13 protein-coding genes and 1 tRNA gene are annotated in these 15,920 nt (G+C 74.5%); 4 read left to right on the plus strand and 10 right to left on the minus strand.

Going from position 1 to position 15,920, the window contains the following annotated elements:
- Positions 1-143: 143 nt before the first annotated feature.
- The 4 genes from OMK64_RS16190 to OMK64_RS16205 all read right to left on the minus strand — a co-directional run bounded on the left by OMK64_RS16190 (position 144) and on the right by OMK64_RS16205 (position 5,923).
- Complete coding sequence (locus OMK64_RS16190) at positions 144-1,580, minus strand: glycoside hydrolase family 10 protein (protein ID WP_272729392.1); 1,437 nt, start codon at positions 1,578-1,580, stop codon at positions 144-146.
- Between the two features lie 268 nt (positions 1,581-1,848).
- On the minus strand, positions 1,849-2,622 hold the full coding sequence (locus tag OMK64_RS16195; RefSeq protein ID WP_272729393.1) for an SDR family NAD(P)-dependent oxidoreductase: 774 nt from the start codon (positions 2,620-2,622) through the stop codon (positions 1,849-1,851).
- Between the two features lie 111 nt (positions 2,623-2,733).
- Positions 2,734-2,807 (minus strand) — tRNA-Met (locus OMK64_RS16200).
- A gap of 128 nt (positions 2,808-2,935) precedes the next feature.
- Complete coding sequence (locus tag OMK64_RS16205) at positions 2,936-5,923, minus strand: UPF0182 family membrane protein (RefSeq protein WP_272729394.1); 2,988 nt, start codon at positions 5,921-5,923, stop codon at positions 2,936-2,938.
- Between the two features lie 136 nt (positions 5,924-6,059).
- On the opposite strand from OMK64_RS16205, the gene OMK64_RS16210 reads away from it, so the two are divergent.
- Positions 6,060-6,617: a PPA1309 family protein gene (locus OMK64_RS16210; RefSeq protein WP_272729395.1), complete on the plus strand. Its 558-nt coding sequence runs from the start codon at positions 6,060-6,062 to the stop codon at positions 6,615-6,617.
- Between the two features lie 31 nt (positions 6,618-6,648).
- Here the strand turns inward: OMK64_RS16210 and OMK64_RS16215 are convergent, their stop codons facing one another.
- Both OMK64_RS16215 and OMK64_RS16220 read right to left on the minus strand, forming a co-directional pair.
- Positions 6,649-7,782, minus strand: coding sequence for a YlbL family protein (locus OMK64_RS16215; protein WP_272729396.1), 1,134 nt, complete (start codon positions 7,780-7,782; stop codon positions 6,649-6,651).
- A gap of 57 nt (positions 7,783-7,839) precedes the next feature.
- On the minus strand, positions 7,840-8,988 hold the full coding sequence (locus OMK64_RS16220; protein WP_272729397.1) for an NAD-dependent epimerase/dehydratase family protein: 1,149 nt from the start codon (positions 8,986-8,988) through the stop codon (positions 7,840-7,842).
- A gap of 68 nt (positions 8,989-9,056) precedes the next feature.
- On the opposite strand from OMK64_RS16220, the gene OMK64_RS16225 reads away from it, so the two are divergent.
- The gene (locus OMK64_RS16225) at positions 9,057-10,529 is read left to right on the plus strand and encodes a zinc-dependent metalloprotease (RefSeq protein ID WP_272729398.1); all 1,473 of its coding nucleotides are present in this window, start codon (positions 9,057-9,059) and stop codon (positions 10,527-10,529) included.
- A 49-nt stretch (positions 10,530-10,578) separates the two neighbouring features.
- Here OMK64_RS16225 and OMK64_RS16230 read toward each other — a convergent pair whose 3' ends face one another.
- Positions 10,579-11,304 (minus strand): YgjP-like metallopeptidase domain-containing protein, encoded by a 726-nt coding sequence (locus OMK64_RS16230; RefSeq protein WP_374694109.1) that lies wholly within the window; start codon positions 11,302-11,304, stop codon positions 10,579-10,581.
- Positions 11,305-11,499: 195 nt separating this feature from the next.
- Between OMK64_RS16230 and OMK64_RS16235 the strand changes: the two genes are divergently transcribed.
- Together OMK64_RS16235 and OMK64_RS16240 are read left to right on the plus strand one after the other, a co-directional pair.
- The gene (locus tag OMK64_RS16235) at positions 11,500-11,658 is read left to right on the plus strand and encodes a DUF5679 domain-containing protein (protein ID WP_272729399.1); all 159 of its coding nucleotides are present in this window, start codon (positions 11,500-11,502) and stop codon (positions 11,656-11,658) included.
- 133 nt (positions 11,659-11,791) lie between these two features.
- The gene (locus OMK64_RS16240; protein WP_272729400.1) at positions 11,792-12,811 is read left to right on the plus strand and encodes a ThiF family adenylyltransferase; all 1,020 of its coding nucleotides are present in this window, start codon (positions 11,792-11,794) and stop codon (positions 12,809-12,811) included.
- 56 nt (positions 12,812-12,867) lie between these two features.
- On the opposite strand, the gene OMK64_RS16245 is transcribed toward OMK64_RS16240, so the two are convergent.
- The 3 genes from OMK64_RS16245 to OMK64_RS16255 all read right to left on the minus strand — a co-directional run bounded on the left by OMK64_RS16245 (position 12,868) and on the right by OMK64_RS16255 (position 15,834).
- Positions 12,868-13,218, minus strand: a complete 351-nt coding sequence (locus OMK64_RS16245) for a WhiB family transcriptional regulator (RefSeq protein ID WP_272729401.1) — start codon at positions 13,216-13,218, stop codon at positions 12,868-12,870.
- A gap of 146 nt (positions 13,219-13,364) precedes the next feature.
- Complete coding sequence (locus OMK64_RS16250) at positions 13,365-13,574, minus strand: hypothetical protein (protein WP_272729402.1); 210 nt, start codon at positions 13,572-13,574, stop codon at positions 13,365-13,367.
- Between the two features lie 190 nt (positions 13,575-13,764).
- Positions 13,765-15,834: an ATP-dependent helicase gene (locus OMK64_RS16255; protein ID WP_272729403.1), complete on the minus strand. Its 2,070-nt coding sequence runs from the start codon at positions 15,832-15,834 to the stop codon at positions 13,765-13,767.
- Positions 15,835-15,920: the final 86 nt, after the last annotated feature.

Here is a 15,920-nt window from a genome sequence, read left to right on the forward strand (position 1 = left end):
GCCCGGGTACGCCGAGACGTACGGCCGCGACCTCGTGACGGGCGCGCCGTTCGAGGCCGACCAGTACAAGGCCCTCAACCCGGAGGGGCGGGCGCTGCTGCGCGCCGTGCCGTACGTGCCGCCGCACGACCGGCATCGTCACGTCAGCGCGTGGTGCAGGGGGTGCCGTTGAGCGAGAAGCTCGTGGGCGCCGGGTTGCTGCCGCTGTACGCGCCGTTGAACCCGAACTCGACGGTGCCGCCGGTCGGGATCGTGCGGTTGTAGTCGACGTTCCGCGCAGTGACCTGAGCACCGTTCTGCGTGGGCGTCGTGCTCCACGCCTGGGTGATCGTCTGGTTCCCGGGCCACGTCCACGTGAGCGTCCAGCCGTTGATCGGTGCGCCGTTGTTGGTGATCCGGACGTTGGCCGTGAAGCCGACCTGCCACTGCGACGGCGCGGAGTACGCGACCGTGCACGCCCCCGTGGGCTGCGGCGTGGTCGGTGTCGGGTTCGGCGTCGTCGGTGTCGGGTTCGGCGTCGTCGGCGTCGGGTCCGGCGTCGTCGGCGTCGGGCTGGGCGTCGCCCGGTTCAGCGTGTCGAGCACGGAGGTGTAGGCGGCCTTCTTGTTGCCGGATCCGTCGAACAGCAGCGGGGTGCCGTACGAGCGCCAGGAGTCGGTGTCGCGCACGCCCCACACGGTGATGCCGGTGCACCGGGCGACGTTGAGGCAGGCCTGCACGACCCGCTGGTAGGCCTGCGCCTGCGAGGAGCCGGAGCCCTCGATGTCGAGCTCGGTGATCTGCACGTCGACCCCGAGGGCGGCGAAGCTGCGCAGCGTGGTCTCGTAGTTCGACGGCACCGGGCTCTGGGCGTTGAAGTGCGACTGGAACCCGACGCAGTCGATCGGCACACCCCGCGACTTGAAGTCACGCACCATGGTGTAGACGCCCTGGGTCTTGGCGTGCGACCAGTCGTCGGTGTTGTAGTCGTTGTAGCAGAGCTTCGCGGCGGGGTCCGCGGCGCGGGCGGCGCGGAACGCGGCCTCGATCCAGTCGTTGCCGGTGCGCTGCAGGTTCGAGTCCCGACGCGCCCCCGAGGACCCGTCGGCGTAGGCCTCGTTGACCACGTCCCAGGCGTAGATCTTGCCCTTGTAGTGCGTCGCGACCTGGGTGACGTGGTTGAGCATCGCGTTGCGCAGGTCCGTGCCGGACAGGTTCTGCATCCAGCCCGGCTGCTGGGAGTGCCACGCCAGCGCGTGCCCGCGCACCCGCTTGCCGTTGCTCTGCGCCCAGTTCAGGATCCGGTCACCGCTGGCGTAGCTGAACTGGCCACGGTTGGGCTCCGTGGCGTCCATCTTCATCTCGTTCTCGGCCGTGATCATGTCGAACTCACGGTTCGCGATCGTCTGATAGGTGCTGTCGTTCAGCCGGCCCGCCGCGATCGCGGTCCCGAAGTACCGGCCGCTCTGCTGCGCCGCCGCACCGAGCGTGCTCGCCGCCGCCTGGGCGGGAAGTGCGGCCGTGAGGCCGACGACGGTCGTGGCGACGGCCAGCGTCGCGGCCGCGAGAGCTGTCCTCCCGCGGCGCTGGGTCCCTGTCATGTGGCGCCTCTCCGTGGGTACCCGCGCACGGCGGGTGGGGCTGGCGACGAGCGGCTCCGGTACGCCCGCTCGTCGGCCCCTTCACCGGTGAAGAAGCGCTCGCGGTGCCGCGTCGTCGTTGTCGTGGCTCACCATGCAGTCGCACCGCCCCGCAGAGCCATGCTCTAAACCTTTCGGGAGCAGGTCGGCACGACCTCCGTGCGCCAGGACGCGGCCGGGGCGACGCACCTCCCGAGGCGGGACCCCTCGAACCGGCCCGTGACCGACGTCAGCGCGGCAGGGCGACACCCGTGAGGTCGGCCAGGGCCGCGAGCAGCGTGTCCTGTACCTCGACGTCGGAGGCCGCCGGGTTCGCGTCGAGCTGCTCGAACCGCTTGAGGTAGACGCCGCTGACGCGGGCCGCCGCGTCGTCCGACGTCGCGAGCCACACCTGCGTCGCGGCGCCGTCGGCGACCTCGTCCCACGCGTCCGGACCGCCGAGCTTGGTCTTGATCCAGCCGGGGTCGACCGCCGTCGACAGGACCTCCGGCCACAGCCGCGCGACGGCGAAGGCGAGCACCACGTCGTACAGCTTCGAGTCGGAGTAGGCCTGCATGCCGTCCCACGGGCGCCTCGACCACTGGAGGTCGTCGAACGCGACCCGCCCCTGCGCCTCGAGCCCGGACGTCAGGTACACCAGACGTGCCGGACGCGGCGCGAGCGCCGTCAGGACGTACGGGGCGACGGTGTTGACCTGCAGGATGCGCTCGATCCCGTCGGCGGTCTCGACCCGCTCCGGAGCCCCGCCACCGATGCCGGCGTTGTGGACGACGGCGTCGAACGGGCCGGCGTCGGCGATCGCGGCGGCCAGCGCACGCGTCTGCTCGAGCGACGCGAGGTCACCGATGACGACGTCGCTCAGCCCCGGCAGCCCCGCACGCAGCTGCTCCGCCCGCGCCTCGTCGCGCGCGTGCCCGACGACCTCGTGGCCGGCGTCGAGCAGCTGGCGGGCGGTCTCCCGGCCGATCCCGTCGGACGACCCGGTGACGAGGACACGCGACATGACCACTCCTTCGTGACGGGACCCCCGACCGCGGACTGCCGCACGGCCACCCGGGACCACCGGTGGGACGACGAAGGCCCGGACCGTGTGGTCCGGGCCTTCGTCTTCTTGTAGCGGGGGCAGGATTTGAACCTGCGACCTCTGGGTTATGAGCCCAGCGAGCTACCGAGCTGCTCCACCCCGCGTCGGCTCGACTACCTTACGACACCCCACGGGTGACACCAAATCGTCGCAGGTGAGGCCGCTCACAAACCGGGCCAGGCACCGCGGGAAGCCCCACGACGCCCGGCCCGGCCGGCGGTCACCACGACGGTCAGCCGCCGGCGGCCTCGAGGTCGGCCTCGGCCTTGATCGCGTCCTGCACGGCCCGCGACAGCCGCTCCTGCGCCTCGCCGTACGCCGCGAAGTCGCTGGTCTGGAGCGCCGCCTGGCTGTCCTCCAGCGCCTGGCGCGCCTGCTGCAGCGCGAGGTCGAGCGACGCCCGCGCGGCCGCCGCGTCCGGCGGGACGCCGTCCGTCGGGTCCTCCGTCGGTGTGTCCGTCGGCTGCTCACCCGGCTCCTCGGCCGGTGGTGTCGTGCCGTCGTCCGGGTTCGTCCCCGCGTCGCCCGCCTCGGCGCCTGAGTCGCCGCCGAAGACCTGGTCGAGCGCGCCGTCGAGCGTGCTCGCGAAGCCGATCGAGTCACCCCAGGCCACGAGCACGCGCTGGAGCAGCGGGAACGCGGTGCCCGACGCGGCCTGCACGTAGACGGGCTGCACGTAGAGCAGACCGCCGCCGACGGGCAGCGTCAGCAGGTTGCCACGGACCACCTGCGAGTCGCCGCGCGCCAGGATGTTCAGCTCGTTCGACACCGTGGGGTCGGCGTTGAAGTTGTTGTTCACCTGGCCGGGTCCGGGCACGGTCGAGTCGCGTGGCAGCTCGAGCAGCCGGAGCTTGCCGTAGTCGGGGGACGGCTTGCCCGCCTCCGACCCCGCCTCGGCGTCGACCGCGAGGTACCCGGTGAGCACCTCGCGCGCTCCCGAACCGCCCGGGATGAACGTCGACATGAGCGAGAACCGCGCCTCGTCCTGGTCGGGCATGCGCAGCGTCAGGTAGTACGGCGGCTGCGGCACGTTGACGTTCGGGTGCGTCGGGTCGAGCGGGTTCGCCCAGAAGTCGTTGCCGGAGAAGAACTGGTTGGCGTCCTCGACGTGGTACCGCGTGAGCAGGGCGCGCTGCACCTTGAACAGGTCCTCGGGGTAGCGCAGGTGGCTCATGAGCGGGCCGCTGATCTCCGACAGCGGCTTGAGCGAGGTCGGGAAGACCTCGGACCACGCCTCGAGGACCGGGTCGGACGGGTCCCACGCGTACAGGTCGACCGACCCGTCGTACGCGTCGACCGTCGCCTTCACCGAGTTGCGGATGTAGTTCACGGTCTTCGGCTGGAGCGCCTGGATGGTCTCCGTCGTCTCGGTGAGCGCGTCACGCGTCGCGCTCTCGAGCGACCGCCCGGCGGAGTACGGGTACTGGTCGCTCGTCGTGTAGCCGTCGATGATCCACTTCACGCGACCCTCGACGACCGCCGGGTACACGCGCCCGTCGAGCGTCAGGTACGGCGCGACCTTCGCGACGCGGTCGCGCGGGTTGCGGTCGTACAGGATCTGCGACACGTCGGTCACGCGGTTGGAGAAGACGAGCTGCTCGTCGCCGAACTTCAGCGCGTACAGCAGCTTGTTCCAGGGGTTGCCGATGCTCGGCCCGGCCGAGACGTCCTGCGTGGGGAAGCGCGTGAGCTGCTGGCCCTGCGCGTCGTCCGACGGGTAGTCGAACTCCCACCCGTTGCCGCTCGGCGCGCCGACGATCGAGTACGCGGGCGCCTGCGGGCTGAAGTAGATGCGCGGCTCGTACTCGCCCATCTGCCCCTGCGAGGGGATGCCCCCCTCCCAGAAGTCGGGGGCCCCGCGACCGGCGGTGGTGTTGCCGTAGGCGGCGACGACGCCGAACCCGTGCGTGTACACGGTCGTGTCGTTGGTCCAGTTGCGCTGCGCGGAGTCGAGACCCTCGAGGTCGAGCTCGCGCACCGCGATGACGGTGTCGCGGCTCTCGCCGTCGACCTCGTAGCGGTCGACCGAGAGCGAGTCCGGGAAGTGGTAGAAGCCGCGGATCTGCTGGAGCTGCTTGAACGACGGGCTCACGACCTGCGGGTCGAGCAGGCGGATCGACGCGGTCGTCTCGGCGTCGGACCGCAGCGCGCCGGCCTCGGCGGTCACGTTCGCGTCGTACTCCGCCGTCTGCACGTCCTCGAGCCCGTACGCCGCGAGCGTCGCGTCGATGTTGCGCTGGATGTACGGCGCCTCACGGTCCTGCTGGTTGGGCTGCACCTGGAAGCGCTGGACGACCGCCGGGTAGATGCCGCCGACCGCGATCGCGGCGATCACCATGAGGCCCACGCCGATGGCCGGCAGACGCCAGTTCCCGCGGACCGCGGTGACGACGAACATGATCGCGACGAAGACCGCGATGCCCGCGAGGATCGCCTTCGACGGGATGACGGCGTGCACGTCGGTGAACGCCGCACCGTGGAACTTCTCCCCCGCCTTCGTGAGGATCGAGTACCGGTCGAGCCAGTAGTTCGCGGCGATGAGGAGCATGAGCACCGCGCCGATGACCGACAGGTGCACGCGCGCGGCGCGCGTCGTCCGCGGACCGCTCCCCCGCCCGCCGCCGACGCGCAGCCCGCCGTACAGGTACTGCGTCGCGAGGCCCGCGATGCCGGCCAGGATCGTCACGGCCATGAGGAACGACACGACGAACCGGATGCCCGGCAGCGTGAACAGGTAGAACCCGAGGTCGATCCCGTACTGCGGGTCCTCCTCACCGACCGTCTGGCCGTGCATCCACAGCTGGACCGTCGACCACTGCTGCGACGCGGCCGCGCCGGCGAACAGGCCGAGCACGGCCGGCCCGACGATCATCACGAGCCGGCGCAGCGGCTCGATGGCCTCGCGGTACTGGTCGAGGTTCGCCTGCTCGGGCGTCGACGGCGCGTACACCGGGCGCGAGCGGTAGCCGAAGCTCAGGCTCGCCGCGACGGCGCCCGCCATCAGCCCGAACCCGAGGACGAACAGCACCGCGCGGGTGCCCCACTCGGTGCCGATCACCTGCAGGTAGCCGAGCTGGTCGAACCACAGCACCTCGGTCCAGACCTGGGCGAGCACCAGGACGAGGACGACGAGCACGCCGAGGACGACGAGCGTCGGGGCGAGCGCCCCGCGTCGGCGCCGACCGGCAGGTCGTGGGCGGGGTGGGCTGGCGAAGGTCACGGAGCGTCCTCGTCGTCGTGGGGCACGGCTGACCACGGCGGACCGCGGCCGGGCGGCACGCGCACGCGCGGACCGCTCGCCCGTGTGAACGTGCTGCTCGAGGCCCAGGTTCCCACACGGGTGCGACCATGGTCCGGTGACACAGCCCCCCACCCCTCCGCACCCGGGCGAGCGTGCGCTCGCCGACGCCGTCCGCGAGGTCGAGCACCACGTCGCCGCCGCGGGGTGGGACGCTCCCGTGCGGGTGTTCGCCCTGGTCAGGACGCAGGCGGCGCTCGCGACCGAGCCCGGGCTCGCCGACCAGCTCGCGCACGACGTGCTCGACGCGGCTGCCGCCGACCCGTGGCACCTCACGTCCGTCGAGCAGGAGGGTCTGCCGTCGGCGCCCGACCTGGAGACGCTGCTGGCCGGGCTGTCGTGGCCCGACGCCGTCGACGGCGTCGCGGTGACCGTCGAGCGCGTCGTCCTGCCGCCCGCCGCCGAGGCGGACATGCCGCAGGACCCGGACGCCGCGCTCGCCTACCTGCTCGCGCACCCCGACCGCGCCGACGTGCGGCTCGCCGTCGGTGTGCTGCGCGACGGCCCGTCCTGGTGCGCGGTGCGCACGCGCGAGCACGACGCGGACGACCAGGTCGGTCAGGGGCCGGACCTCGTGCCCGGGCTCGTGTCGGCGCTGCGCTCGACGCTCGACTGACGCCGCGCCGCGCCCGCCCGGCCGCGATCGGTCAGCCGGAGGCGGGTCCGGGCGTGGTCGCGTCCTGCGTGCACGTCGGCAGGTCGTCGGCCTCGCCGGAGCCGATCGCCTCCATCGCGACGCGCGCGTCGTGCAGCGTCGCGACCCGGACGACGCGCAGCCCGTCCGGCACGTGCCCGACGACCTCGTCGCAGTTGCCCGCGGGGGCGAGGAACCAGTCGGCGCCGTCGCGGCGGGCACCCGCGAGCTTCTGCCGGATGCCGCCGATCGGTCCGACCTCGCCGGTGACGTCCATCGTCCCCGTGCCCGCGATCACCTCGCCGTCGGCCTCGTCCTCGGGGGTGAGCTTGTCGATGATCCCGAGCGCGAACATCGTCCCGGCGCTCGGGCCGCCGATGTCGTCGATGCTGATCGTCACGTCGACGGGCATGTCGAACGTCGGGTCGATGAGGACGCCGATCTGCGCGCCGCCGCCCTCGCGCTCGCTCGTGACGACGTCGACGTCGACCTCCTGCCCGTGCCGCTGCACCGTGAGCGTCACGGTGTCGCCCGGCTGCACGTCCTCGAGGTCGTCGACGAGCGACTGGTAGTCGGGCAGCGGCTCGCCGTCGAACCCGACGAGCACGTCGTTCTCCTCGAGCTTGCCCTCGGCGTCCGTGCCCTCGACCGTCCCGGCGACGAGCAGCGTGGCAGGCACCTCGTACCCGAGCTCGGTGAGCGCGGCGACGGTCGCGTCCTCCTGCGAGGACACCATCTCCGCCTGGTTGGACTCGTCGATCTGCTCCTGCGACACGTCCGGCGGGTAGACCTGCTCGACGGGCAGCACGACGGACGACGCCGAGAACCACCCACCCAGGACGCCCAGGATGCTCGACGGGTAGCCCGGGCCACCGGTGCTCGACACGGTCGTGAGCCGCAGCTCACCCGTGGAGTCGTGGGTCTCGGCCCCGGAGATGTCGATCATCGGCGTGCCGTCGTGCTCGCCGAGCACGTCGCGCGTCGGGCCGGGGCTGTTGACGGCGTAGGGCGTCGGCAGCACGACGAGCACCGCGAGCAGCGTCGCGCCGGCCAGGAGCGACGTCGTGAGCGTCACGGCGCGCGGCGACAGCGGCCGCGGGGCGGGCTGCTCGTCGTCGTCGAGCGGCGGGTCGGTGGCGTCGAGCACGGAGCCGATCATCCCCTACCGCGCTGTGTGCCGACGACGACGCCCGACCGTGGCGCCTCAGCCACGACGGCGGGCCCGCGCCTGCCGCCAGACCGCGGCCGTGCCGATGAGTGCGACCGCCGCACCAGCCGCGCCGAGTGCCGCCGCGTCACGTGAGCCCATGCGCCGGCCCGCGACCGCCACGCGCCCCTGCACGCCCTCGAGCAGCACGTCGAGGCACTCCCGGCTCGACCAGCGCGCGGACCACCCGGCCGCGGTGAGCCGGTCCGCGCCGACCGTCCACGGGTAGACGACGAACGCGAGCTCGGACGCGGGCGACGGCAGCACGCCGACGCGGTGCAGCCGCTCGGCCGTGCCGAACGCGGTCGCGGGTGCGAGCTCGACACGCCGCATGCCTGCCGCGGCCTCGACCTGCGACGGCGTCAGGACGTCGGGCGCGCCGACCGTGAGCGCGCCGGTCAGCCGGTGGTCGACCGCGAACCGCGCCGCGGCGGCGACGTCGTCGACGTGCACGAACTGCCACGGCCGCACCGCGCCGCGGACCGTGAGCAGCCGCGGCGCCTCGAAGTGCCGCGTGACGAACGTGTCCACGCCCGGCCCGACGATCGCGGCGGGCCGCAGCACCGTGAGCAGGGGCGTGCGGCGGCGCGACGCGCGCGCCACGACGGCCTCGACCGCCGCCAGGTCCCCGACGAGCCCGTCGCGCGCGGCGTCGGCGCCACGCGGCAGCGGGTCGTCGTCGTGCACGACCGGGCGGTCCGGCCACGCGCCGTGCACGACGGCGGAGCTCACCACGACGACGTGCCGCACCCCGACCGCGCGCGCGGCCGCGAGGGTGTGCTGCGCGCCCGCGACGGCCGCGGCCTGCCGGTCACGGGGCGCGACGCCGGCGTGCTGCGCGAGGTCGGCCGCGTGCGCCACCAGGACGACGACGTCGGCGCCGACGAGCGCCGACTGCGGCTCGCGCTCGGGCAGCACCTCGACCGACCGCGTCCCGTCCCACGCGCCCCGCAGGGCCGCCGCGACGGGTCCCGAGCCGACGACCACGACACGGTCGCCGGGCTCCTCCCCGCCCGCCCGCGGTACCTCGGGGGTCGCCTCCGGTGGCCGGCGCGGCGTGCGCACGGTCGACGCGGCGCGCCGTTGCGGGCGTGCCGGACCCGTCCCCGACGCGTCCGTGCGCCCTGAGCGAACCTGCCCGTCCACCCGTCCCTCGTTCCTGTCCTGCGTGGTTACCGTGGTCCCCGCCGGCCCCATCGTCGCAGGAGGTCCCCGTGAGCCCCGACAACCCCGCCGTGCCCGGGCCCGACGGGCCGCAGACGCCCGCGTGGGAGCAGATGCTCCGCGCCATGCTCGGAGACGGTGCCGACGCGGCGATCCGCGAGATGCGCGAGCGCGGGTTCGACCCCGCGCAGCTCGCGGGCGCGTCCGGCCTCCCGGACGACCCGCGCCTCGTCGAGCAGGCGGTCGCGCAGGTGCAGCGCCTGCTGGCCGCGGCCGGCGACGACCCGGTGAACTGGCGGATGGCGCACGACCTCGCGCGTCAGCAGGCGTCCGTCGGCGGGGACCCCGCCCTGTCGCCCGGGCGGGCGCGCGACGTGCTCGACGCCCTCTCGGTCGCGGAGCTGTGGCTCGACGCCGTGACCGACCTCCCGCCGTCGTCCGGCACGCCGCACGCGTGGAGCCGCGCCGAGTGGGTCGAGGCGACCCTGCCCACGTGGCGCACCCTCACCGAGCCCGTCGCCGCGTCGCTGTCCGGGGCGCTCGTCGACGCTCTGGGCGCGAGCCTTCCCGAGGAGGCCGCGGGCGCCCTGCCGGGCGGGCTCGACCCGTCCCACCTGCTGCGCCAGCTCGGCTCCGCCGTCTTCGGCATGCAGGTCGGCCAGGGCGCCGGGACGCTCGCCCGTGAGGTGTTCGGCACGACGGACATCGGCCTCCCGCTGCTCGACACCCCCGCACCCGCGCTCGTCCCTGCCAACGTCGACGCGTTCGCCGAGGGCCTGGACGCGCCGCTCGACGAGGTGCGCCTGTTCCTCGCGCTCCGCGAGGCCGCCGCGACCCGGCTGTTCACGCACGTCCCGTGGCTGCGCGCGCACCTGCTCGCCACGGTCGAGGCGTACGCGCGCGGCATCACGATCGACGTCGACCAGCTCGAGGAGGCCGTGAGCGCGATCGACCCGACCGACGCGGCCGCCCTCCAGGAGGCGCTGTCGGGCGGGGTGTTCGCACCGCACACGACGCCCGAGCAGCGCGCCGCCCTCGAGCGGCTCGAGACGGCGCTGGCCCTTGTCGAGGGGTGGGTCGACGAGGTCACCGCCGCCGCCGCGATCGCGCACCTCCCGCACACCGTGCCGCTGCGCGAGATGGTCCGCCGCCGCCGCGCCGCGGGCGGCCCCGCCGAGCAGACGTTCGCGAACCTCGTCGGCCTCGAGCTGCGACCCCGCCGGCTGCGCGACGCCGCCGCGCTGTGGGCGCAGATCACGCGCGACGGCGGGCCGTCCGCGCGCGACGCCGTCTGGGACCACCCCGACCTCCTGCCGACGACGCAGGACCTCGACGACCCCGCCGGCTACGCCGCCCGGCGCGCCGCCGCGGTGGACGAGACCGCCGAGGTCGACCGCGCGCTCGCCCAGATCCTCGGCGACGCCCCGACCGCCGACAGCCCCGACGCGACCGACCCGTCCGGCCACGAGGACCCGTCCGGCCACGAGGACCCGTCCGGCCACGACGAGCCGCCCGCCCGCTGACGCGCCCGCACGCGCGGCGGCCGGCAGCGCAGACCGGGTGCGTGGGTCGTCAGCCGCGGGCGCGTGCCGCGGGTCGCACCCGCCCGCGCGCACCGGCCCCGTCGAGCGCCACGACACCGTCGCCGGGCTCGACCTCGCCGTCGTCGTCCGCGCCCTCGAGCGCGACGGCCACGTCGGTCGCCTCCAGGGCGGCCGCGTCGTCGTCGACCTCGTCGACCTCGCCGGACGCGTCGCCGTCGACGTCGGTGGGCCCGCCGGCCCCGACCCGGTCGCTCGCATACGCGACGCCCTCGAGGAAGCCTCGCGCGCGCTGCGTGCGCGGGTACGCGTCGAGCTCGGCCCAGAAGTCGGGGCCGTGCCCCGCGTGCAGCAGATGTGCGAGCTCGTGCAGCAGCACGTAGTCGACGACCCATCGCGGCATGCCGCGCAGCCGGTCGGAGAGCCGGATCGTGCCGTCGCTCGGCGTGCACGACCCCCACCGGCGGCCCTGGTTGCTCGACCACGCGACGCTCGTCGGACGGGCTCGCCCGCCGAGGTAGCGCGCCGACAGGTCGGCGGCGCGCGCCGCGAGCTCCTCGTCCGAGGGACGACGGCGGCGCTCCTGCGCGGCGAGGCGCGTCAGCATCCGACGGACCCACTCCTGCTCCTGCGCGCGCGTGAACCGGGCGGGGATCGCGACGATCGTCCGGTCGCCCTCGCGCCACGCCGTCACCGTGCGCGCACGGCGGCGCGAACGGCGGACCTCGACCTGTGACAGGTCGTCCGTGGGCTGCACACCTGCACGCTAGCCCCCCGGGGCGTGCCAGTCCCGCTCTTCACCCGCTCGCGCGCGGCGTGTTCCGCATGATCACGGGGTCGCGGGGGTCGTCCGCCGCTACTGTGGACGACGCTCGGGCGCACCCGTCGGGATCGCGGCCGGCCGCCGGAACCGTCCCCCGGTCCGGTGCTCGAGACCGAGGGAGGGAACCCGATGGCGGAGACCTATGCAGGCGAGTTCTACTGCGTGAAGTGCAAGGAGAAGCGCGAGGCCGAGGGCGAGGTCGTCGTCTCCGACTCCGGCCGCCGCATGGCCAAGGCGACGTGCCCGGTGTGCGGCACCAAGCTGAACCGCATCCTCGGCAAGGCCTGAGCTCCATCTCGCAGAGGGCGCCGTCCGGTCGGGCGGCGCCCTTCGTGCGTCCGGACCCGGGCACCTGTGGACGGGCCGCTCGGCAGGGCGACGGACGGTGCCAGAGTGACGCGACCGTCCGAGGGAGGAGCCCATGCGTCTGCGACCTGGCCTGCGCGTGCTGCGGCGCGGCGGCACCGAGGTGCAGGTCGGCACCGACCCACGCTGGGCGGTCCGCCTGACGGACCTCACCCCGGCCGAGGCGGGCGCCCTCGTCACGCTCGACGACGCGGCGCGACCCGACGCCCCGGGGTCACGCTCGTCCGCGGGCGCGGACCTCGCACCCGTGCTGTCGCTCCTGACGGAAGCGCGCCTGACCCGCGACGACCCCGGCCGCCGCCTCGACGGCCCTGCCGACGCCGACGCCGCCGCGTGGTCCCTCCTGCTGCCGAACGATGACGGCACGCGGCTCGTCCAGGCCCGGTCGCTGCGGACCGCCGGGGTCGTGGGCCTCGGCCCCACCGGGCTCGGCGTGGCGGTCGCGCTCGCCGCCGCGGGAGTCGGACGGGTCCTCCTCGACGACGCCCGACCCGTGCGCTCGTGCGACGTCGGCGTCGGCGGCTACCGCTGGGGCGACGTGGGGTCGTGCCGGGAGGTCGTCGCCGCGCGCGTGCTCCGCGACGCCGCGCCGCGCGTCGACGTCGAAGGCACGTCGCATCCCGACGTCGTGGTCGTCGTCGAGCACGGTGCCGCGGACCCCGTCCGCGCGACGTTGCTCGTCGGGTCCGGCGTCCCGCACCTGTCCGTGGTCGTGCGGGAGGGTGACACCGTCGTCGGTCCGCTCGTCGACCCGGGCCAGGGCCCGTGCCTGCGCTGCCTCGACCTGCACCGCACCGACGCCGATCCCGCCTGGCCGCGGCTCGTCGCGCAGCTCGTCACCGCACCGGCCGCCCCGGACCGGCCCGAGGTGGGAGTCGTCGCCGGGGTCGCGGCGTCGCTCGCCGCCGCGTGGGCGCTCACCGTGCTCGACGGCACCGCAGCCGCGGCGGCTGGGACCACCTACGAGGTGGGCCTGCCCGACGCCCTCCCCCGGGTACGCGAATGGGCGGTGCACCCGGACTGCGGGTGCACCGCCCTGCCCGTCGCGGGACGGGTACCGGTGCCGACGGCCTGAGCGGTCGGGAAGTCCGACGGTGAGGCCCGCCCCGGAGGAGGGGCCTCGCCTCGGCGTCAGGCGGCCGGGAGCGGGTTCTTCCGCGGGCGTCCCCGGCCACGCTTCGTGGCGACGACCACACCGCCGATGAAGACCTGACCACCCCAGACGCCCCAGGGCTCGGCCCGCTCGATGGCGCCGGCGAGGCAGCCCTCCATGAGCGGGCACTCCCGGCAGAGCGCCTTCGCGCGCTCCACGACCGCCGTCTGCTCGGCGAACCACAGCTCCGGGTCGTGCGTGCGGCACGGTATGAGGTCGGCGACGAGCGCGTCGAACTGGGTGTCGTCGGTGGTCGCGGTGCTGCCCGTGGGAGGCCAGGCGCCAGATCCGCCCTGGTTCACGGTGTCGAGCAGCGTCGTGAGCCGCACGATGTCCTCCTGATGTCCTCGCTGATGAGCGTGTCGTTCGTGGTCCGGACCGGACCGACACGTTCACCCCGGGTCATCGGGGAAATGTGAAGGCCGCGGATCCGATGTACGGACTCCGCGGCCTGGGCGACCTCAGTGGGTCAGACCTAGGGAGTCCTGAGACGGATGTAGCGATCGGTGGTGGGACGCTTGCGCCACGTCGGAAGGAGCTCGGTGCCACCCGTGGGGATCCGGTCGGCGACGACCGTCATCCCGGAGATGGACACACCACGCCCCTCGAAGCCGGCGCCGGTGGGCGCGGCGACATGTGCGCACGCCTGAGCGACGCTCGAGGTGACGATCAGGTTGGTGTTCATCGCGACTCCCACCTCCTTCCGGCTCCGGGCTCTGGCCTTCCGGCGCAGCCCACGTTCAAGGACGAGGATCACAGTAGGGCGGGGGCGAGACGCGGGACAACCGAATTAACGACATGTCCTCGACGAATCTCGGACGGTCGCCCGTTCAGCCCTCCCGAGCCGCCGCCGCTCGGCGCTGTCGCGCCCGTCGTCAGCCGCGCGCGCCGCTCCCGGCGGCGCGCGCGACGACCGCGAGGACGTCGTCGCCGAGCGTCGCGAGCGTCTGCGCGCCGACTCCCGGCACCCGCCCGAGCTCCTCGCGCGTGCGGGGCTGGTGCAGGCCGATGAGGGCGACCGTCGCGGACGTGAGGACGCGCGCCGGACTGACGCCCGTCGTGCGGGCGTGCTCGTCCCGCCAGCGGGTGAGCTCGGCGACGATCCGGCGCGCGCGCGGGTCGTCGTCGTCCGCCGTCGGGGCTGTCTCGGCGGGGCGGCGCGCCGACGGCGACCGGGCCGGGCGGCGGTCGTCGGGCCAGAGGTCGTCGAGGAAGCGTGAGCGGGTGCGGTTCGGCCGGCCGCCGGGGAGCCGGGAGCGGGCGTACGACAGGTGCAGGTGCTCGCGGGCGCGGGTCACGCCGACGTACAGCAGCCGGCGTTCCTCGGCGACGGCCGCGGCCGAGTCGGCGAGCGACGTCGGGAGCAGCCCCTCGCTGAGCCCCGCGAGGAACACGGCGTCCCACTCGAGGCCCTTGGCGGCGTGCAGCGACGCGAGCGTCACGCCCTCGACGGTCGGGGCGTGCTGCGCGGCGGCGCGCTCGTCGAGCTCGGCGACCAGGTCCGCCAGCGTCGCGGACCCGGTGGCAGGCGTCCGACCGTCGGGCGTCGTGCGCGTGCCGTCCGCGGCGGCCGCGGCGAGCTCGTCGGCCAGGCCGACCAGCGCGTGCATCGCGTCCCAGCGCTCGCGCGCCGCACCCCGCGCGGCCGGCGGCTCCTCCGCCCAGCCGACCGTCCGCAGGATGTCGCGCACGGTCTCGGGCATCGGGACGGTCGGGTCGGCGGAGCGCGCGCCGCCGCGCAGCAGGACGAGGGCGTCGCGGACGTCCCGCCGCGCGAAGAATCGCTCGCCGCCGCGGACCTGGTAGGCGATCCCGGCGGTCGCGAGCGCCTCCTCGAAGGCCTCGGACTGCGCGTTCGTGCGGTAGAGCACCGCGATCTCGCTCGGGCGGACGCCGGTGCGGACCAGTCGGGCGATCGCGTGCGCGACACCGGTCGCCTCGGCCTCGTCGTCGTCGTACGCCGTGAAGCGCACCTCGGGCCCGTCGGGGCGCTGCGCGCGCAGCTCGAGGGGCGCCGGGCCGCCCGCGCGGCGGGTCGCGTCGATGACGCGGTTCGCCAGGCTGACGACCTGCGGCGTCGAGCGGTAGTCGCGGACCAGGCGCACGACCGTCGCGCCCGGGTGCGTCGTCGCGAACGTCGTCAGGTGGTACGGCGTCGCGCCCGCGAACGAGTAGATGGTCTGGCTCGGGTCGCCGACGACACAGAGCTCGTGCCGGCCGCCGAGCCACTGGTCGAGCAGGAACTGCTGCAGCGGGCTGACGTCCTGGTACTCGTCGACGACGAAGTAGCGGTACTGCTCGCGGATCTCGTCGGCGACGTCGCGCCGCTCCGCGAGCATCGCCGACAGCAGCAGCAGGACGTCCTCGAAGTCGATGACGCCGCGCTCGGTCTTGACCTGCTCGTACGACGTCATGAGGCGGGCGACGGCCTGCGGGTCCTGCCCGCTCGGCGCGGGCCGCGCGATGGCTCCGACCGCCTTCTCGTAGTCGTCGGCCGTGACGAGCGAGACCTTGGCCCACTCGATCTCCGACGAGAGGTCGCGGACGCTCACCCGGTCCACCGACAGGCCGACCCGTCGTGCGGCCTCGGCGACGAGCTGCGCCTTCTGGTCGAGGATCCGCGGCGGCGCGCCGCCCACGACCTTGGGCCAGAAGTAGCCGAGCTGCCGCAGCGCCGCGGCGTGGAACGTGCGCGCCTGCACGCCCGACGCACCCAGCCCGCGCAGCCGTGTCCGCATCTCCCCCGCGGCGCGCGCGGTGAACGTCACCGCGAGCACGTTGCCCGGGCGGTAGACGCCCGTGCGGATGCCGTAGGCGATGCGGTGCGTGATCGCGCGCGTCTTGCCCGTGCCGGCACCCGCCAGGACGCAGACCGGCCCGCGCAGCGCGGTGGCGACGGCCCGCTGCTCGGGGTCGAGGGCGTCGAGGAGGGCGTCGGCGGACATCGTCGACCAGTGTCGCAGCCCCGACCGACACACCGGTCCGGTCGTCCCCAGGGTCGTCGCAGGTCAGCCGTCCGTGTGGTCCACGC

Source organism: Cellulomonas fimi (genome assembly GCF_028527925.1).
Classification (GTDB): Bacteria; Actinomycetota; Actinomycetes; order Actinomycetales; family Cellulomonadaceae; genus Cellulomonas; species Cellulomonas fimi_C.